The organism is Litorivivens sp., from assembly GCF_057445395.1.
This window is the reverse complement of sequence record NZ_JBVBUV010000046.1, coordinates 11,987-30,758: the sequence shown is the minus strand read 5'-3', so window position 1 is coordinate 30,758 and position 18,772 is coordinate 11,987. Positions and strand designations below refer to the sequence as shown.

Genomic DNA, 18,772 nt, shown 5'->3' with positions numbered 1-18,772 from the left:
ACCCGCGCCTACCTCACTGGCATTGAGGCGCTTGTAAGACTGCCTATTTTGCAGCACCAGCGAGACCTTGAGGCTGGCTTGAATACAGCTGGTTTTATATCTGGCTACCGGGGATCTCCATTGGGCGGTGTGGATCAGGCCTTGTGGAAAGCAGGCAAATATCTCGACAAGCACAACATCAAGTTTCAGCCAGGTGTAAATGAAGACCTCGCGGCTACCGCCGTTTGGGGTAGTCAGCAGACAGGCCTGTTTCCCGGTGCCCGTTACGATGGTGTGTTCGGTATGTGGTATGGCAAGGGGCCAGGCGTCGATCGCAGCATGGATGTGATCAAGCACGCCAACGCTGCGGGTACAGCGAAATTTGGTGGTGTGCTGGCGGTTGCTGGCGATGACCATGCAGCAAAATCTTCAACTTTGCCCCATCAGTCCGAACATATGTTTATGGGCGCCTCCATCCCAGTGTTAGCGCCCGCCAATGTGCAGGAAGTTCTGGATCTGGGCGTTTACGGCTGGGAGTTGTCGCGATACAGCGGCTGCTGGGTAGCGCTGAAAGCCATTACTGAGAATATGGATTCGGCTATTTCTGCCGAAATCGACCCGCATCGAATCAACATTGTGATCCCTGACAGTTTCCAGATGCCACCGGACGGGGTGCACATTCGTCACCCTGATAATCCGTTGGATCAGGAGCGTCGGCTCAACAAGTTCAAGATCTACGCGGCTCGCGAATTTGCACTAGCCAACAACCTCAACTACGTGGCGATCGATAGCCCGAAACCACGGCTGGGTATCATCACCAGCGGTAAAGCCTATCTCGATGTGCTCCAAGCGCTGGAAGACCTAGGTATCGATCAGCGTAAAGCCGCTGATATCGGTTTGCGGGTGTTTAAAGTGGGAATGCCCTGGCCGCTGGAGCCAGTAGCGACCCACCGATTCGCCGATGGTCTCGAGGAAATTCTGGTGGTGGAGGAAAAACGTTCCATCATCGAAGATCAGCTTACCGGCCAGCTTTACAACTGGCCGCTGGATCGTCGTCCGCGGGTTATTGGGGAGTTTGACGAAGAAGGGCGTGATCTGCTGCCTAACTTGAGCGAGTTGACGCCCGCTATGGTGGCGCGCGCGATTGCTTCGCGCATTCGTCGCTTTTATCAAAGTGAGGAGATGGAAAAGCGCCTTGGGTTTTATAATCAGAAAGAGCAGTCGCTGGCCAGCAAGCGCAACAAAATTGCACGTGTCCCCCATTATTGCTCCGGGTGCCCACATAATACGTCTACACAGGTGCCGGAAGGTAGTCAGGCTCTCGGAGGTATCGGCTGCCACTACATGAGCACCTTTATGGAAAGCCGCCCCGCCAAAACCTTCACCCAGATGGGCGGCGAAGGCGTGACCTGGGTGGGGCAGGCTGCATTTACCGACAACAAGCACGTTTTCCAGAATCTCGGTGACGGTACCTATTTCCATTCGGGTCTGCTGGCTATCCGGCAGGCAATCGCTTCCGGTGTGAACATTACTTACAAAATCCTCTATAACGATGCCGTTGCCATGACGGGTGGTCAGCCGGTGGATGGCTCGCTTAGTGTCGAGCAGATCATTCTGCAATTGCGGGGGGAGGGCGTTAAACGCATTGCAGTGGTGTCTGATTACCCCGAGAAATTCCGCTTTGCTCTTGACGATGGACTGAGTCTGGATCACCGCGATGATCTGATGCGTATCCAGAAAGAACTGCGTGAAGTGCCGGGCACCAGCATTTTGATTTATGAGCAGACCTGTGCGGCTGAAAAGCGCCGTCGTCGTAAGAAGGGACAACTGGAAGACCCAAACCGCAGAGTTTTTATCAACCCGGCCGTGTGTGAAGGCTGTGGTGACTGCGGCAAGAAATCCAACTGTCTATCTGTAATTCCCAAGGAGACCGAGCTCGGCCGCAAGCGTCAGATCGATCAGAGCGCGTGTAACAAGGACTATTCCTGTGTCGCAGGTTTTTGCCCGAGTTTTGTGTCGGTGATTGGGGGTCAGCTCAAGAAAAGCAAGGCCGCTGAAAAAGCCGACGGTTTTGTGGATTTGCCCGAGCCGACACATCCCGAACTCCACCAGCCTTGGAATATTGTTGTGACTGGTGTCGGCGGTACCGGCGTTCTTACGGTTACGGCGGTGTTGGCAATGGCTGCCCACATTGAAGGCAAGGGTTGCGCCACAATGAATCAGACCGGATTGGCGCAAAAATTCGGTCCTGTGGTGAGCCACTTACGTGTGGCAAAAAGGCAAGAGGATATCAATGCCGTGCGTATACCTGCCGGTGATGCCGACTTGCTGATTGGCTGCGACCTGGTGGTGAGCACCAACGATGAAGCCATCGCCAAGGTGAATGTTGAGCGCTCTTATGCTGTGATCAATGAGACCGAAGCGCCGACCGCCGAGTTTGTCTACAACCCCGATGCACAATTCCCCATGGCCTCTATGAAGCAAATCCTGCGGGAAGAAATTGGCGAGGACAAAGTCGATTTTATCGAGGGCACAGATATAGCCACGCACCTGCTGGGTGATGCTGTGGCAACGAACTTCTTCATGCTCGGTTACGCCTATCAGAAGGGCTACATACCGGTGAGTGGTGAAGCGATTGAAGAGGCCATTGCTTTGAATGGCGTGGCTGTGGAATTCAACAAGCAGGCTTTTCTCTGGGGTCGGCGCAGTGTTGTTGATATTCATGCGGTGAAAAAGATTGCTGGAGTGGGTGAAAAACACTGGGCTCCGCTGGAAACACTGGATGAAATTGTTGACTATCGCGCGCAGCACTTGCGTAAGTATCAAGACGAAAACTATGCGGAACGCTACCGCCAGCAGGTTGCACAGGTTAAAGATGCCGAAGCTGCATTGAATGCAGACACCGACTATGCATTGAGCAAGGCGGTGGCGAAATCACTACACAAGCTGATGTCTTACAAAGACGAATACGAAGTTGCGCGCTTGTTTAGCGATGGCAACTTTATGAAGGAGCTGAACGACACCTTCGAAGGTGATTTCAAACTACAGTTTCATATGGCGCCACCGTTGCTATCCAAAATAGACCCAGACACCGGGCATCCGCGCAAGCGTACCTTTGGCTCCTGGATGATGCCGATGTTTCGAATTCTAGCCAGGCTCAAAACGCTGCGGGGTACCCGCTGGGATATCTTTGGTTACAGCGCGGAGCGTCGCCAAGAGCGCGCCACACTAAAAACGTTTGAGAATGAGCTGGCTGAGCTGCTACCACATCTTACGCCTGAAAATCTTCCGCTTGCCGTCGAGCTGGTGGAAACCGTGGAGTCCATACGTGGTTTTGGACATGTGAAGGACGCCGCGCTTGAGCAAGCAAACATACGTCGGGCTCAGTTGCGAAAGCGCCTGCGTGGTGACGACGTGGTTCAGGTTATTGAAGTTGAATCGGCGGCCTGAACAGGTCGCTAACTGTAGTCGATAGTCGCATTGGGTGCTTTGCCTGGTTCCCTATCGGTAGTATTGGGAGTTTGTCATGTCAGTGTTTGATTCCGCTTTTTATGACCAGCATGAGTTGGTCGCGTTTCACAGCGATAAGGCCAGCGGTCTCCGGGCGATTGTCGCGGTGCACAATACCAACCTTGGGCCCGCCGTTGGCGGCTGCCGCATGTTTCCCTATGCCAGTGATAGCGCGGCTCTGGATGATGTTCTACGGCTGTCGCGCGGCATGACCTATAAGTCGGCACTTGCAGGCTTGCCCCTTGGTGGCGGCAAGTCGGTCATTATTGGCGATTCCCACACCGAGAAATCGCGAGAATTATTGCTGGCCATGGGCGAGTTTATCGACAGCCTTGGCGGTCGTTACGTCACCGCTGAGGACTCAGGAACCAGTGTTGCCGATATGCATATTATGCGCGAGCGTACACAACATGTATCTGGTATCACAACTAAGCAGCGTTTTGGTGGTGATCCATCGCCCTACACAGCCTATGGTGTTTACTGTGGTATTCGAGCGGCACTTCGCTATCAACGAGGTACCGATGCTTTAAAAGGTCTGCGGTTTGCCGTGCAGGGCGCAGGCGCCGTGGGTCGGCATTTGATTGAGCGTCTGATTCGCAACGGCGCCGACGTGGTGGTGGCGGATATTGATGCGGAAAACCTCAAGCGAGCGCAAGCCTTAGGTGCCCGCCTTGTCTCTCCGGAGCAGATACTCACCACGCGCGCCGATGTATTTGTGCCCTGCGCGATGGGAGCGGTGTTGAACGACAAAACAGTCGGTGAATTGAACGTGGATATCGTTGCCGGCGCGGCTAATAACCAGCTGGCCGCGCCAGAGCAGGGCGATAGTTTACGCCAGCGCGGCGTACTGTACGCGCCGGATTTTGTGATTAACGCTGGCGGTATAATCGATGTGTTTTATCAGCAGCAGGGCAAAAGCGGTGAGCAGAGTGAGAAGCACGTTGAGCGTATTGGCGACGTTTTGACGCAGATATTTCAGCGCTCAGAAACAGAGGCACTGTCTACCCATGCGGTGGCGGAACAGATGGCCGAAGCCATCTTCCAATCAGCTGACAAGCACCATTTTAAAGCCAGTGCGTGAGTGATTCGCTTGGGGGTAGGCTCCTGTGAATTGGCGTAGTTGGTTAAATCGCGCAGCCGGTCAGGGCCGGTTGCGCCCGTACTGATCATGGCTTGAGACCCACTCGTCCGAGACAATGGCTGCCGCCAGCGAAAGGTCGCCAGCTAACACGGTTGCGCCGACAATTTCCGCGAGTTTTTTCGCTTTCCCCTTGCCGTAGCAACCTAGCATCTCCAGGCATTCGCGTTGTGTTGATAATCCGGTACCGCCGCCGTAGGAGGCGCAGATTACCGACGGCAGAGTAACTGAATAATACAGGTCGCCATTGTCTGTCAGTTCCATAAACGCGATGCCTGTGTGGGATTCCACTACATTGGCCTCGTCTTGGCCGGTTGCTATAAACAGCGAAGCAATGCCATTGGCAGAGTGAGGGCCGTTGTAGGCCGAACCCGCCAATAGACTGCCCAGGATGGTGCGCTGTCGCAATTTGACCATTTTTGCGGGGTCGGCACGCATTGTATTAAGAAGAATATCTTTCTTGATTACCGCTTCTGCAACGACACGTTTTCCACGCGGATGAAGCAGGTTCATGTGGGAATGCTTTTTGTCGGTTTCAATGCCGCCCGACAGCGAGAAATTGGTGAAGGCGCCATCGTAGTTTTTCAGAATCCACTGGCAGGCGATGTGTGTCGCTTTGCCTGTCATATTCTGACCAGCAGCATCACCGGTGGTGTAGTTAAAGCGGGTGAAGAGTTTATTGGCGATAACCCATTTCTGTATGTGTTGTAATTTGGCCACCGAACTACTGCTTTCCGCCTGTTGCTTGATATCGTCATAGCGCTCGTCGAGCCAACGGGAGAAGGCGATGGCTTCGCGCGCGGTGGCAAATTCAAACAGCGGTGCACGTTGCATAAACTCGTCTACCACACTCACCGACACGCCGCCGGATTCACTGACCACACGCATGCCGCGTGAATAAGAGGCGACCAGTGTGCCCTCGGTGGTGGCCAGAGGAATATAGAACTCGCCTTTGGCGTGTTCACCATTGATCAGAAATGGCCCGGCGACTCCCACCGGCATCTGCACCACGCCGATAAAGTTTTCGGTATTGCCGCTCAGGGATTCCGGGGGCAGAGAGTAGTGGCTGGTGTGTGAGAGATTGGCGCCGGTTTTGCGCTGGAGGAATTCGCGCCGCTGGCGGGCGGCTTCTTCGCTGTAATCCTTGTCTTTGAGGCGGGGAATTTTGCGGTCGTCAGTCATGGCAGTGTTCCTTGTGTTCGTAGCACACTTGTACGGCTTCATCGGCGCGCTTGCAAGTTGTGAAATTCATTCCGGTTATAGCCACTACCGGCTTTGGCGCCTTGAGCGGTGTGCGATGCGGGCGTAGACTGCGCTCGCGTTACCGATTGAGGGCAGGGGCATGGAGCAATCCGGACAGAAACCAAGGATCGTGGTAATCGGTGGAGGTGCAGGGGGACTGCCGCTGGTTACGCGGCTGGGCCGGCGCTTGGGCAAACGCGGCAAGGCTACGGTTACGCTGGTAGACGGCAGTGGCAGTCATATCTGGAAGCCGCGCTTTCACGAAGTGGCGACCGGCGCTATTGATGCGGATCTGGATGCAGTGAACTACCTCGCCCATGCCCGCCAGAATTATTATCGTTTTGCCCGCGGCTGGCTGAGTGCCGTGGACCGCGACGCTAAACAAGTGGTGCTGGCACCGGTGACCGACGACCAGGGTGAAGAGGTTTTGCCGGAGCGCCGGCTGAACTACGATTACCTGGTGCTGGCCATTGGCAGTCTGGGCAATGATTTCAATACCGAAGGTGTGCGCGATCACTGTTTGTTCCTCGACAGTCGCCCGCAGGCGGATCTGTTTCACGAACGTTTCCTCAATCACTGCGAACGCGCTAATTTCAGCGATACACCCGTCACTGTCGCTATTGTTGGTGGCGGTGCCACAGGCGTGGAACTGGCTGCCGAAATTCACCATGCCATTGCGGTACTCAAACTCTACGGTCACGAACAACTCGATCGCAGCAAACTGCATGTGCATCTGATCGAAGCGGCGCCGCGCCTGTTACCGGCGCTGCAGGAAAAGCTGGCACTTTCTGCTGAAGAAGAATTGAAAAAACTTGGCGTGCAGGTGCATACCAATACCTTGGTGCAGCGTGCAGAGGCAGATGCCTTTTTGACCAAGGACGGTGAACGCATAGAATCCCATCTGTTGGTATGGGCTGCGGGTATCAAGGCGCCGGAAATTCTCGGCACTCTAGGGTTGGAAACGAACCGCATCAATCAGTTAGTGGTGAATGACGCCTTGCTGACGGAAGAGCCATCTATCTTCGCGATAGGAGATTGCTGTGCCTGCGCCATGGATGACGGCAAGAATGTTCCGCCACGCGCCCAATCCGCCCAGCAGATGGCATTGCACACGGCTGCCAATATCGAGCGCCTGCTGCGCGGTGAAGCGGTAAAACCTTTCCGCTATCGCGATCACGGCTCGCTGGTGTCTCTCTCCAAATATTCTGCACTGGGGAACCTGATGGGTAACCTGCGCGGCGGATCGATTTTTGTGGAAGGCTGGTTGGCGCGGTTTATGTATATCGGGTTATACCGGTTTCATCAGGCGGCGCTATATGGCTGGATGCGAACGTTGATGTTGTTGCTGGCGGGGCGGTTTAATCGGCTGCTGAGACCACGTCTCAAACTGCATTGAATTAGCCCGCCATTGCGGCTTGGTTCCAAGCCAATTGCAGTTTGGTCGATTCAGCTTTTGCAGTTTGCTTCACAATAAATGCAATTGGGAGCCAGCGCAGTCTGTGCTTTTTTACGTCGCGCCAACACTTCACCAGCCGGGTGCCTTCGCCGTGTGGGTGGAGCAGCCAATCCTCAACCATACTGAAGAAGGCTGCGTGTTTAATCGCTTCCGGGGAAAAAGGCGGTTTGAGTCCCCTTGCCGTGGTTACCTTGAGGACGACTTTCAGCGGACCGTTGTCGGCCGGCGTCACAGGCAGCGACTCCAGCAGTGATATCCCCGCTTTACCCTGACAGTAAAAACTCTCGCCGGGTTTGAACACACCACATGTGGTGCCCTGAGGGTAGTAATCCATGATGCGCTCGGGTGTCACAATGAAAGCTTTCACCTGCGACGGCGGTGCGTTAAGCAGAATCTCTTCCTGATGTACAAGCATGGTCGTGCTCTCTGCGCCTTCTGGATCCGGGGGCATCAGCCCCCGGCACATAAGCCGCTGTAACTAATCGCGACGTGGACCGCCTCCGGTACCTGGCCAGCGTGAACCGGAGATGGTGTCTGCAAACGGCATGAAACCTTCCGGGTCGAGCTTGCCTGCCAGCTTGATTTCACGATCCAGAAACACTGGCCACCACAGATGGGCCGATACCTGTTCGCGCATGGGCAGGCGGCTGGCCAGCGGGTCCCAGGGGCTGTCGCGCAGTATCAGTTCGCCTTCCACTTCTTCACGCCAGGCGGTGCCGTATTTGCTGCGCACGTGTACCACGTGGGGCGGGAAATCGTAACCGGCAGCCGGGTCTGGCATAACGCCGGCAGCGCGGGAGACCTTGATCCACCACTCGTGCTGTTCAAAATCGTCCTGCGGTACATTTTCGCCCTTGGATTCGCCCTTGAATTCGACAAAGGTGTAGCCCTGATGAGTGCAGCGCGCTGACACCTGCGGCCCCAAACGGAAATACTCAGTGGTGCAGGGATATTTGGGCTGACCGTTGGTTTCCTGGCTGACAAAAATTGCCGATTCCTGATCGATGCCGTAGCCCAGCGTGTATTCCCCGGCGATGCCGTTGTAGTCGGCGTTTACGGTGGTCACGATGCCGTACTCGGGTTCATCGGGTACCGGGAAATTGTAAATGGTCAGATTGACGTGTGGGTCGGCACCGGGCTCGATGCCCGGCGGCAGCAACTCGGCGATTTTTTCCGGGTCGGTACGATACACAATTTTCAGCATCGGCCAGTTGACGATATCACCGGGGTTGCCTTGAGGCGCATTGCTCATCGTGATTTTCCTCTTATGTGCTAGACGAGTGTGTTGGGTCAAACGTTGGTTTGGGCCTGTTCGATGTAGAACTGGCGCACCCATTTTCGAAACAGCACCAGCGTTTTGTCTTCGCGACAGAACACCGGCTTTTGCTTGTGTACCTTGTTGGCCCAGATCGGGTAGTCCTGGCTGATGCCGTTGATAATGCCGTTCATTACCTCATCGCCGGCGAGGTCTTCAATCTCCTTGCGTACGCTCAGGGTCCAGCGCAGCAGGGTCTTGTGGCGATCAATGGGCTGGGCGCTGTTGTACACCACCATTTCCGCTTCGGGGCCGTAGGAGGTGCGCACAATCGCCAGCCCCGGCTGAAACATGGTGGCGTGCAGCTTGTGGGGAATCTGGGCGTTGGAATTGTCGGCGCGCAGGTGCAGGGTGCGACCGTCTTCGTCGACGGTGACCTCGGACGGCGGGGTGTCTGTCTGTTTGTGCACGTACTTGAAATGCTCCGGGTCGCAGGAGTTTTCGGCGATGTCCTGAATGTGCGCGGGCACCTCAAACTCGGCGTAGCGCGGTGGAGTCCACAGGTTGTTGTCCAGCTCGGTCAGCTCCGGAATCTCGTACTGGGGCGCGCTGTTTTCGGGATGAAACCAGATGTAGATCTCGCCGTTTTTTTCCTCGGTTGGCCAGGTGCGAATGCGGGCGCGCTCGGGAATTTCGTCGCAGTAGGGAATTTCCACACACTTGCCCGTGGTGTCGTAGCGCCAGCCGTGAAAGGGGCAGCGCAGGCTTTCGCCCACCACCCGGCCTTCCACGCCGAGATGGGCGCCAAGATGAGGGCAGAAGGCGTCCTGTAGAACCGGCACGCCGCTGCGGGTGCGGTACAAAGCCATCTCCCGGTCAAAGGCGTGAACCCGTTTTACCTCGCCCACCTGTAATTCGTGGCTGCGGGCCACCGAGTACCAGCCCATGGGAAATTCCGGGGTGGTGTTGGTGAGCATTTCGCAGGCTTCAATAATCTGGCCCATGACTGGTCTCCGTGTTGTGCGGTTTTTTATTGGCTGAATGAGCTTCACCCGGTATAGCACATCGCCGTAAACGGGGTGGCCCTTCTGTGGAAAGTTACACACATGTGTACATATGACCTGATATCGCGCGCCGATATTCTTACGGAATTTTCATGGGCGGCTGGAGGTGCTTTGAGTGCTTACAGGGTGCTGGCCAGACGGTGCCCGTCGTAGGTTGCCTTTACAATCAGACCCAGGCCAGAAGCGTCTCCGGCCAGATGGCAACGGAAGCCGGCGGCTTTCAAAGTATCGTAAAGCGCCGGGTTGGCCACCGGCTGGCCTGCCACCAGCACGCTATCGGCAGCGACCACACGCTGGTCGCCCCCGGCGAGCTGCAGTTCCACGCCCTGCTCGGTGATGCGGCTGATAGCACAGTGGGTATTGAGCGACACGCCCAGCGTTTCCAGCCGTTTTTCGTGTTCCAGCCGGCGCTTGGGGCCAATCTCCGGGGCGATTACCGGGCCAGCTTCCAGCACACTGACGACCCGTCCGCGTTTGGCGAGAAATTCCGCCACTTCAATGGCCGCCAGATCGCCGCCAACAATGACAACCCGACGCCCAAAGGGCAGCCAGGTATCCGCTGCGGCGCGCAGGCGCGCCGGGGTCAGGTGCCGGTCAATCAGCGCGCCGGCACAGGCCAGCCCCAGTTTTGCCAGCAGCGGTAAACAGTTTTTGTTTTCCGGCGCGGCGCCGCTGACCAGCGCCCGTAAATCCCGGCCGGTGACAACCTGGGGCAGGTCGATACCGGGAAGGGTGGGCAAATCGAGCTGCGCGCCGGTGGCCACAATCACCTCATCGGGCGCGAGTTCTTTCAGACGCTCAACACTAGCCTCTACACCTAACCGAAGGCTAACTGGCAGGCGCCGCATCTCGGCTTTCAGGAAGTTAAGAAAGCGCTCGTTGTCTCGGTGTACGGTAGCCGCCAGAGTCAGTGAGCCACCCAGGCGGCGACTTTTTTCCAGCAGGGTAATGCGATGCCCGCGCTCGCAGGCCACCCGTGCCGCTTCCATGCCCGCCGGACCGGCGCCGATAACCACCACATGTTTCTGCTGTGCAGCCGGTGCATAGTTCAGATGTTGCTCGCGACCCGTGGCCGGGTTTACCGCGCAATTCATTCGCGCGTCCATGGGCCAGAGAAACATGGAGTCGATACAGTTCTGGCAGGAAATGCAGCGTCGAATCTCTTCGAGCTTGCCGGCCGCGACTTTGTTGGGCAGCTGCGGGTCGGCGAGCAAGGGTCGTCCCATCACAATCATGTCGGCGCGCTTGTCCTGCAGGGTCTGTTCTGCAAACTCCGGGTCGAGAAACCGTCCCACCACCATTACCGGCACGTCCACCACACGTTTGATGGCTTCGGCGGCAGGCAGGTTATAGCCGTCAGGATATTCCGGGCCGCAGATCATCTGCGACACCATGGGATCGCTCACGCCGCCGCTGACATGAAAGGCATCCACCCCGGCGTCTACCAGCAGCGGCGCAATGGCGGCGGTATCGGCGGCATCGCGGCCGCCGGGAATTCGCTCAAAGCCGGAAATGCGCAGGGTGATGGGGAAGTCAGTTCCAGCCACCGCCTTGGTCCGCTGCAGCACGCGCACCAGCAGGCGGGTACGGTTTTCCGGTGTGTCGGTGCCGTAGGCATCCATGCGCTTGTTTTTCAGCGGCGACAAAAACGTACCCAGTAACATGTAGCAGTGGGCGGCGTGTAATTCGATACCGTCGTAGCCGGCCTCGCGAGCCCGTCGAGCTGTTTGTGCATAGGCTTCGACAATGCCGTCGAGTTCGGCAATGTCCAGCTCCCGCGCCGGCAGGCCAGTGCAGGCGCCGGTGGTGGCGCTGGGGGCAACCGGCATTTCACCAAAATAAAAGCCGCTCATGGATTCTGGGCCAGGGTGCGTAATCTGGGGCTGAATTTTTACATCGTACTGATGCAGTGCATCGGTGAGTTTACGGTGGGCGGGAATAAACTCGTCGCTGCCGAGCGTGAGCGACTGAGGCTGGTACTTCTGTTTTACATCAACCGTGCAGACCTCAACCGTAATTAGCCCCACGCCTCCCTTGGCGCGCTCGAGCAGAAACGCAATCAAACGATCAGACGGGGTTTGATCCTCGTTGCCATAGTTGGTTGTCATTGGCGCCATGACCATACGGTTCTTGAGGCGCATAGTGCCTATTGATAGGGGTTCGAGTAGTTTCATTGGCGTCACTGTCGTTGTTGTTATTGTGCTCTGGCGGCATTGGAATGTTAGCGCAGCAGCATAGGCAGGAGCATACTCCAATCGTGGGATTATTCGCTTTCCAATACGGCCAGCACACTGCTGCACAGTGTGTCGATTAAGGGTTTGTTTAATCTGGCGCTGGTTGTACTGAAGTGTGCGGCAAGAGCGTGAAACACCATTGAGCGTATCAGAAGCACTTTAAAATCCCGACGTTTCTTACTGGCTGCCGGAATCGCTTTGAGCATCATGGCCATCAGTTGGCGAACTTCGGGATAGCGCTCAGCCCGGGCGAGCGCCAGCGACGTGAATTCCGGTGAGGTCATGATCTGGGCATTGATCAGTAGAAAAGCCTGTGTATTGGGGGTGGCGTCCACGTGCTGGGCCACTGGCAATACATAGGCTTCGACGAGATCTTTAAGCGTGGGTTCAACGCGGGCAATCAGGGCATCAACCAGAGGTTTGCGTCGCCGCGAAATCTGATCGCCATGTTTGTCGAGCACAGCGTTGATCAACCCGGACTTATCGCCAAAGTGGTATTGCAGGGCACCGCGATTTTTCTGTTGCGCACTGCGGGCGATATCCAGCAGCGTCACATTGTCGATGCCGTGTTCGGCAAACAGGCGTTCGGCGGCATCGACAATGCGCTGTCGGGTCAGGCGTGTGTCTTTACGCAATGTTGTGGTTCTTGCTGGTAAGTTGCTAAGAGGTGGATAGTAGCACAACCTGGCATTCTTAAAATAATACTTCAGTATTATGTTATTGAATTGTCCGCGCACCGGGATTATAGTCAGGACGATGCTCGATTCTCTGCGAGGTTTACTCAGGGGGTCACTCAGGAACTAGCTCAAAAGCCCTTGCAAAAGCACTCACGAAAACTCTAATGATAGCGCTAACAAGAGGAGCGTCCATGAACACTATGCCGCTGGTACGGATACATGCGCCGAATGATATACGCATTGATCAGGCCGAGCGTCCCGAGGCTGGCGCTGAAGATGTTCTGATTCGTATTGAGCGTTGTGGAATTTGTGGCTCTGATCTCAGTTACGCAAAAATCGGTGGTATCCCTGGTGCTGTTAGCCCGTTTGCGTTGGGTCACGAATTTTCGGGCGTGGTTGAAACGGTTGGCGCCAAGGTGGACTGTGTTGTTCCTGGCGACCGCGTGCTGGTGAACCCAATGTGGGGCGGGAACGCCATCGGTGCTTCTGGCGTCGAGGGGGCATTTGCCCCTTACGTTGTTTACAAAAACGCTGTAAAGCATCCTGAAGGTTTATTGAAAATGCCTGACGATATGGATTTTGACGTCGGCGCATTGGTTGAACCTTTGTCGGTGGGAATGCACGCGGCGAATCAATCGAAGATCCAGGCGGGAGACAAAGTAGTGGTTTTTGGCGCCGGGCCAGTGGGTTTGGCGGCGGCAATCGCAGCCCGTTATCGTGGTGCAAGCCAGGTCGCCGTGGTCGATCTTTCTGCAGCGCGTCTAACCGTAGCCAGCACATTGGGAATGGAAACATTCAAGGCCGACGCGGGTAGCTTGAGCGGCTGGCTGCAGGAGGTGCACGGCACGGTACACAATAACCCAATACTTGGACCGCAACCTGGTACGGATGTATACATCGAGGCAACCGGCGTGGGGTCAGTATTTCAGCAGATCTGTGAAACGGCCCGCAAGGGAGCGCGCGTGACGGTAGTTGGTGTTCATTTCGCGCCAGTTGAGCTGAACATGATCAACTTCTTGATGCGTGAACTGGTTATTACGTCGGCATGTGAATATCCGGAGGAATTCCCCCAGGTTATGGAAATGCTCAGCTCCGGCAAGGTGGACGTACGGCCGCTGATCAGTCACCACTTTCCGCTATCGCAATTTAATGAAGCCTTTGCTCAGGCTCAGCGCCAGAGTGAAGCCGTCAAAGTGCTGGTGGATTGCCAGTCATAATCGTGAGTGTAAGTATGCGTGAACCTCTTTACAAAACGCGTCGCGTAGCGCCCGAGGCGGCTGGCTTTAACGAACGCTGTAGCCGCGTCAATGATTTCATCGTGATGACAGAAGCCTGTTCCAATGTTTATCTGATTGAAACACCCGAAGGCGGCATTCTGATCAACAGCGGCATGGGTTTTGAGGCGCCGGTGATTCATCACAATCTTAAAAGATTTTCCAATGTGCCCGTGAAATACCTGATCACGACTCAGGGCCATGTGGATCATGTGGGGGGAGTGCAGTACTTTCGCGACCAATATCCGGGTTTGCGCTATATCGCTACAGCTGAAAACGAAGAACACCAGAATTACGACGCGCGGTTGCAGCCATTTCGCGGCGCGCGATCGGCTTTTCGTTTTCAGGATGATTTCATTCAGGTGTTTACAAAGTACGCGCAGGCAGGCTACACCGACATCAACGCTCAGGATCGGCCTACCCCGGATATCACGTTCGAACAGCGCCATGAATTTAGTCTTGGTGGACTCGAGCTTGTGTTGCTGGCCGTGCCGGGCGCTGAAACCAATGACTCGCTGATTGTCTGGCTGCCACAGCACGACACGATTTTTACCGGCAATCTTTTCGGGTGTGCTTTCGGTCACTTTCCTAATCTTGTCACCATTCGCGGCGATCGCTACCGCGATGCACTGACCTGTGCTGCCGCGGCGCAGACAGTGATGGACTTAAAGCCGCAACGCTTACTGTACGGTCACCACGAACCCATTGATGGCGCTGACATTATCAAGGCGGAGTTGACCGCATACCGCGATGCTGTGGTGTATGTACACGACGAAGTGGTTAAGGGCATGAATGCAGGCAAGGATCTGCACACCCTGCAGCAGGAAATCACCCTGCCACCGCAGTGCGAGGTAGGGCAGGGCTACGGCAAAGTAAGCTGGGGCGTGCGCGCCATCTGGGAAAACTATGCCGGGTGGTTTAAACATGAGTCGACAACTGAGCTTTACAGTGTGCCGCAAAAATCCGTGCACACAGAGCTGGTAAGGTTGGCAGGCGCTCAGCAACTGATTGCCAGTGCTCGGGAAAAGCGTGACGCGGGCAGGCTGGAAGAGGCCCTGCATCTGCTCGATATTGTGCTTAGCGCCGAGCCGGAAAATGCCGAAGCGAAATTACTGTCAGTGCAGGTGCACCAGACGTTATTGGCGGACGCCGCAGACTTTGCCCATACCGGAAACTTCTGGCTTACCGGATGGTTGGAAAACCAGATCAAACTATTACAAGGCGGCGAGACCGCGCCACTCTCGTTCAAGTAGGAACCTAATCGTGGGTGATATTCGAATTACCGATTTGGCCGAGCCGGTATTGACCGATCAGCAGCAGGCTATTTTGGATTTTGGCGAAACGCTGAGTACGGATTTTGATCCGGAGTCGATTCTAGCGGAAGCATGCTCAACGTTAGGGCTAAAAGACTTCGGTCCCGCTGAATTTCGTGAGCGTCTTGATCTACTCTGTGACGAGTGGGGTAACGACGAGGGGCTGACGGGTATAGGCCGCTTCAATTTGCGCAACAAATTACTCACCTTCGCCAAAAGCCGACTGCTGATTCAGGATCTCCTCAAGCGCCACCCGGAAATTTACGCTGAAGAAATCAGCGAGCCGATTATCGTGGTTGGGCTGCCGCGCACCGGCACCACCCACATGTTGAATTTGCTTGCAGCCGATTCCCGCCTGCGTTCTCTACCGCTGTGGGAGTCTTACGAGCCGGTACCGGTTCCGGGTGAAGCCACGCTCCCCGACGGTACCGACCCGCGTTACCAACGTTGCGCCGATAGCTGGCAGGCCATGCAGAGCACCACACCGTTGATTGCTGCCATGCATCCAATGAATCCGGATCACATTCACGAAGAGCTGGAGCTGCAGGGGCCGGATTTCGGCTCGTATAATTTTGAATGGTTGGCGCATTCGCCGCGCTGGCGTGATCACTATTATGCGACCGATCAGACGCCGCGTTACGCCTACATGAAAACGGTGCTCAAGTTGCTGCAATGGCAGGACAAACAGCGATTGGGCTCGTCGTATCAAACAAAGCGCTGGGTGCTGAAGTGTCCACAGCACCTTGAACAGTTGCCGGTGCTGATGAATACCCTCCCCGACGCTACAGTCGTGGTTACTCATCGCGATCCGGTCGCGGTGATTCAGTCAACCATTACCATGCTGGCCTATGGGCAGCGCATGGGCCGCAAGAAGGTGTTAATACAAGAGCTGGCCGATTACTGGAGCGAGCGTGTAGAGCACCTATTGCAGCGTTGCGTTGAAGACCGTCATCTTCTTGCCGAGAACAAAAGCATCGATTCACCTTTTCATGAATTTATGGCTGACGATATGGGGATGGTCGAAAAAATTTATGAGAAGGCGGGACTTGAACTGACCGACAAAGCACGTGCTCAAATGCGGTCTTATATCGATGCGCATCCGCGCGGCAAACATGGCAGCGTGATATACAACTTGCGCGAAGATTTTGGTATCGACCCCAACGGGCTGCGTGAACGGTTCCAGTTTTATTTTGAAAAATTTCCCGTGCGTGTGGAAGCTAGATAGTAATGCAGCCCGCCGCGATCATTGAAAATGCCGGAATGAGGATAAGCGTGTGATAAACGGAACGGCAACCTACGATTTCAGTGGAGCCAGTGTGCTGGTCACCTGCGGCAAGTCCGGGATCGGCCTGGCAACTGCCCTCTCCTTTGCCGATGCTGGCGCACAGGTAACAGTCACTGGCACTCGCGCCAGCATCAATGATTATGACGAGGACCTGAGACACTTCAGTTATCGCCAATTGCGGGTTACCGACACCGACGAAATTAAGGAGGTTGCTGCCAGTCTTAGTGCCTTGGATGTACTGGTTAATAATGCGGGCAATGTTAAATTCGCCGGCGAAGATGAAGCGATCGATGTGTTTGAAGAAATGGTGCGGGTCCACCTGCTGTCCGGTCACCATATGACGCAGGCGTGCCTGGACAAACTCAGTGAAAGTAAGCTCCCCGGCGGTGCAAGTGTGGTTGGTATGGCATCGCTGACATCTTTTATGGCCAATACGTTTGTGCCGGGCTATGGCGCCGGTAAGGCGGGCATGGTTCAGCTTGCGCGCACTCAGGCCTCTCTGTATTCCGATCGCGGCATTCGGTTTAACTGTGTGGCCGCAGGCAACATTGCGACGCGCATGACGGCGCCGGTGGCGGATATGCCGGAGTTCAGTGCAGACATGCTTAAGCGAACCTCGATGAAGCGCTGGGGCCGACCTAAGGAAATCGCAGACGCTGTACTGTTTTTATCGTCTGATCGTGCGACATTTATTACCGGAGAAACGCTGCTGGTGGATGGCGGCTATCTTTACAACCAATAGTCGCCGAGTGGGGCGTGAGATCAACGCTGCTATTTCTTTTTCGGTTTCTGCTTCTGCTCGCCCGCCATGGCATGGGAACCACGAATAATCATACGCACCATGATGGCGGTTTCGTCGATCAGAACTTTTCGCGCATCGGGACTCAATTTGTCGGCAGACGCTCCCATCGTAAACACCAAACGCGTTATCGCCTTGGCGACAAGCGCTGGCTCATGCATGGGTAAGCCAAAACGCTCGCCGCGCATCATCAGTTCATCACAGAGCTCCTGTTCAAAATAGGTAAGCTCTCGCTCCACGGCTTCACGAAAGGCATCTGACCCCAGCGACATTTCCCGTGACAGAATCTGTAGGTAGCGGCTGTCATCGTCGAGAGCCTCCATAAAGACCTCAACAGACGTGCGCACTCCCCCCTGCTTGCCCTCCAGTCGTTGTCTGGCTTCACGGATCATGCCGCGCAAGCCGCGACCGGCCTGGTCGATCAGCGCCACGGCGAGCTCATCCACATCACGGAAATGCCGATAGAAGCTGTTTGGTGCGATATTTGCCGCGCGGGCAATTTCACGCAGGCTCAGGCTGGAGACGCTGCGGTTTCCATCCAGCAGGCTTACCGCAGCCTGCATCAGTTCGTGCTCGCCGATCGGAGGTTTGCGGCCGGGTTTTTCATGATCGTTAGTGTTGCTGGCTTTGCGAGAGCGTATCGCCATAAAAGTGGCCTGATCCTGCTGTGAATAGTGGGTGTTGGGTCGGTCATGCTACTGCAGGGCCCAGAGGCTGTAAACACGGGTGTATATACAATTGTATTGACACATGTATATACAAGTGTATATGGTGGCGCTCTTGTACATAAAGCGAGCAATCCAATGAAAAGTGCCATCGCCGCCTTGAGCGTCCGAAGTCAGTCGCTACTGCAACACGTGATCAGTGCGGAGCAGTACGATTTCTGGATGCGGCAAATGGGGTTGATCGAGGCCTGGTCGCGCTGTTTTGCCCGCGTCGTAGCGGTAGCGCAGACCACACCAGATGGTGTGGTGTTGAGCCTGAAGCCCAACCGCCACCAACGGCGGCTGATTACTGGGCCGCGCTGCGCTGTCAGTGTTGAAGTTGCGGGTCGGAACATTGCCCGCAGCTTTGTCTGGAGCAATTCTGAGGATGGCCGGTATATGCAAGTGTCGATAAGTCGGCAGGCCGCAGACCCGGTGAGTCGTCAGTTGCTGGAAGATACAGCGGTTGGCGATATTGTTGAACTGTTACCGGCGAGCGGCGACAGTCCGCCTCCCACACTCGATACCCGGTCCGTGGCACCCGACACAGCCCTGGTTTATCTGCGCCGCAGTGAGAAAACGGTCAGTGTAACCCGAGGCACATCGCTACTGGAGGCGCTGGAGCTCGCCGGCGTGAAGCCAACGTATGGCTGTCGCCGAGGAATCTGTAATCGCTGTAGCTGTACCCGCATTCAGGGGCAGACCACGGACATGGTGTCGGGGGAATCCAGTGATGAACCTGGCCACCCGGTGCGGATCTGCATTAACCGCGCCAGTAGCGACCTGGAACTCGATCTTTGAGTTCTTCGATTTTTCAATGATTAGCTATCAACAGTGACAGG

Annotated in this window: 15 protein-coding genes; 8 read left to right on the top strand and 7 right to left on the bottom strand. The window is 55.7% G+C overall.

Annotated features, from left to right (window positions below):
- Together AC222A_RS13040 and AC222A_RS13035 are read left to right on the top strand one after the other, a co-directional pair.
- A partial coding sequence (locus AC222A_RS13040) for an indolepyruvate ferredoxin oxidoreductase family protein (protein WP_486775087.1) occupies positions 1-3,429 on the top strand: 3,429 nt, incomplete at its 5' end.
- 76 nt (positions 3,430-3,505) lie between these two features.
- Positions 3,506-4,570 carry a Glu/Leu/Phe/Val family dehydrogenase gene (locus tag AC222A_RS13035; protein WP_486775086.1) on the top strand — a complete coding sequence of 355 codons (1,065 nt, stop codon included), beginning with the start codon at positions 3,506-3,508 and terminating at the stop codon, positions 4,568-4,570.
- A 60-nt stretch (positions 4,571-4,630) separates the two neighbouring features.
- Here the strand turns inward: AC222A_RS13035 and AC222A_RS13030 are convergent, their stop codons facing one another.
- Positions 4,631-5,809 (bottom strand): hydroxymethylglutaryl-CoA reductase, encoded by a 1,179-nt coding sequence (locus AC222A_RS13030; RefSeq protein ID WP_372749663.1) that lies wholly within the window; start codon positions 5,807-5,809, stop codon positions 4,631-4,633.
- 160 nt (positions 5,810-5,969) lie between these two features.
- On the opposite strand from AC222A_RS13030, the gene AC222A_RS13025 reads away from it, so the two are divergent.
- The gene (locus AC222A_RS13025) at positions 5,970-7,265 is read left to right on the top strand and encodes an NAD(P)/FAD-dependent oxidoreductase (protein ID WP_372797269.1); all 1,296 of its coding nucleotides are present in this window, start codon (positions 5,970-5,972) and stop codon (positions 7,263-7,265) included.
- Between the two features lies 1 nt (position 7,266).
- On the opposite strand, the gene AC222A_RS13020 is transcribed toward AC222A_RS13025, so the two are convergent.
- The 5 genes from AC222A_RS13020 to AC222A_RS13000 form a co-directional block, all read right to left on the bottom strand.
- Positions 7,267-7,776 carry a hypothetical protein gene (locus tag AC222A_RS13020; protein WP_372749661.1) on the bottom strand — a complete coding sequence of 170 codons (510 nt, stop codon included), beginning with the start codon at positions 7,774-7,776 and terminating at the stop codon, positions 7,267-7,269.
- A gap of 27 nt (positions 7,777-7,803) precedes the next feature.
- Positions 7,804-8,577 carry an acetoacetate decarboxylase family protein gene (locus AC222A_RS13015; protein ID WP_372809714.1) on the bottom strand — a complete coding sequence of 258 codons (774 nt, stop codon included), beginning with the start codon at positions 8,575-8,577 and terminating at the stop codon, positions 7,804-7,806.
- A 38-nt stretch (positions 8,578-8,615) separates the two neighbouring features.
- The gene (locus AC222A_RS13010; RefSeq protein ID WP_486775085.1) at positions 8,616-9,584 is read right to left on the bottom strand and encodes a Rieske 2Fe-2S domain-containing protein; all 969 of its coding nucleotides are present in this window, start codon (positions 9,582-9,584) and stop codon (positions 8,616-8,618) included.
- 179 nt (positions 9,585-9,763) lie between these two features.
- Positions 9,764-11,818: an oxidoreductase gene (locus AC222A_RS13005; protein WP_486775084.1), complete on the bottom strand. Its 2,055-nt coding sequence runs from the start codon at positions 11,816-11,818 to the stop codon at positions 9,764-9,766.
- Between the two features lie 89 nt (positions 11,819-11,907).
- Complete coding sequence (locus AC222A_RS13000) at positions 11,908-12,513, bottom strand: TetR/AcrR family transcriptional regulator (RefSeq protein ID WP_372758952.1); 606 nt, start codon at positions 12,511-12,513, stop codon at positions 11,908-11,910.
- A gap of 233 nt (positions 12,514-12,746) precedes the next feature.
- Here AC222A_RS13000 and AC222A_RS12995 point away from each other — a divergent pair, with 233 nt between their 5' ends.
- The 4 genes from AC222A_RS12995 to AC222A_RS12980 are packed head-to-tail and all read left to right on the top strand — an operon-like array spanning position 12,747 to position 17,169.
- The gene (locus AC222A_RS12995) at positions 12,747-13,772 is read left to right on the top strand and encodes a zinc-dependent alcohol dehydrogenase (RefSeq protein WP_372758953.1); all 1,026 of its coding nucleotides are present in this window, start codon (positions 12,747-12,749) and stop codon (positions 13,770-13,772) included.
- A 14-nt stretch (positions 13,773-13,786) separates the two neighbouring features.
- Positions 13,787-15,082, top strand: coding sequence for an alkyl sulfatase dimerization domain-containing protein (locus AC222A_RS12990; RefSeq protein ID WP_372758954.1), 1,296 nt, complete (start codon positions 13,787-13,789; stop codon positions 15,080-15,082).
- A gap of 10 nt (positions 15,083-15,092) precedes the next feature.
- A complete protein-coding gene (locus AC222A_RS12985; protein WP_486775083.1) occupies positions 15,093-16,367 on the top strand; it encodes a sulfotransferase family protein in 1,275 nt (424 codons plus the stop codon).
- A gap of 49 nt (positions 16,368-16,416) precedes the next feature.
- Positions 16,417-17,169 (top strand): SDR family NAD(P)-dependent oxidoreductase, encoded by a 753-nt coding sequence (locus tag AC222A_RS12980; RefSeq protein WP_486775082.1) that lies wholly within the window; start codon positions 16,417-16,419, stop codon positions 17,167-17,169.
- A gap of 29 nt (positions 17,170-17,198) precedes the next feature.
- Here the strand turns inward: AC222A_RS12980 and fabR are convergent, their stop codons facing one another.
- Entirely contained in the window at positions 17,199-17,873 is a 675-nt protein-coding gene (gene fabR, locus AC222A_RS12975; RefSeq protein WP_372760215.1) for an HTH-type transcriptional repressor FabR, read from the bottom strand.
- A 156-nt stretch (positions 17,874-18,029) separates the two neighbouring features.
- On the opposite strand from fabR, the gene AC222A_RS12970 reads away from it, so the two are divergent.
- Positions 18,030-18,731 carry a flavin reductase family protein gene (locus AC222A_RS12970; protein WP_486775081.1) on the top strand — a complete coding sequence of 234 codons (702 nt, stop codon included), beginning with the start codon at positions 18,030-18,032 and terminating at the stop codon, positions 18,729-18,731.
- Positions 18,732-18,772: the final 41 nt, after the last annotated feature.

Coding starts and splice junctions, on each gene's coding strand:
- AC222A_RS13035 (WP_486775086.1), top strand. CDS start 3,506: ATGTCAGTGTTTGATTCCGCTTTTTATGACCAGCATGAGTTGGTCGCG.
- AC222A_RS13030 (WP_372749663.1), bottom strand. CDS start 5,809: ATGACTGACGACCGCAAAATTCCCCGCCTCAAAGACAAGGATTACAGC.
- AC222A_RS13025 (WP_372797269.1), top strand. CDS start 5,970: ATGGAGCAATCCGGACAGAAACCAAGGATCGTGGTAATCGGTGGAGGT.
- AC222A_RS13020 (WP_372749661.1), bottom strand. CDS start 7,776: ATGCCCCCGGATCCAGAAGGCGCAGAGAGCACGACCATGCTTGTACAT.
- AC222A_RS13015 (WP_372809714.1), bottom strand. CDS start 8,577: ATGAGCAATGCGCCTCAAGGCAACCCCGGTGATATCGTCAACTGGCCG.
- AC222A_RS13010 (WP_486775085.1), bottom strand. CDS start 9,584: ATGGGCCAGATTATTGAAGCCTGCGAAATGCTCACCAACACCACCCCG.
- AC222A_RS13005 (WP_486775084.1), bottom strand. CDS start 11,818: ATGAAACTACTCGAACCCCTATCAATAGGCACTATGCGCCTCAAGAAC.
- AC222A_RS12995 (WP_372758953.1), top strand. CDS start 12,747: ATGAACACTATGCCGCTGGTACGGATACATGCGCCGAATGATATACGC.
- AC222A_RS12990 (WP_372758954.1), top strand. CDS start 13,787: ATGCGTGAACCTCTTTACAAAACGCGTCGCGTAGCGCCCGAGGCGGCT.
- fabR (WP_372760215.1), bottom strand. CDS start 17,873: ATGGCGATACGCTCTCGCAAAGCCAGCAACACTAACGATCATGAAAAA.
- AC222A_RS12970 (WP_486775081.1), top strand. CDS start 18,030: ATGAAAAGTGCCATCGCCGCCTTGAGCGTCCGAAGTCAGTCGCTACTG.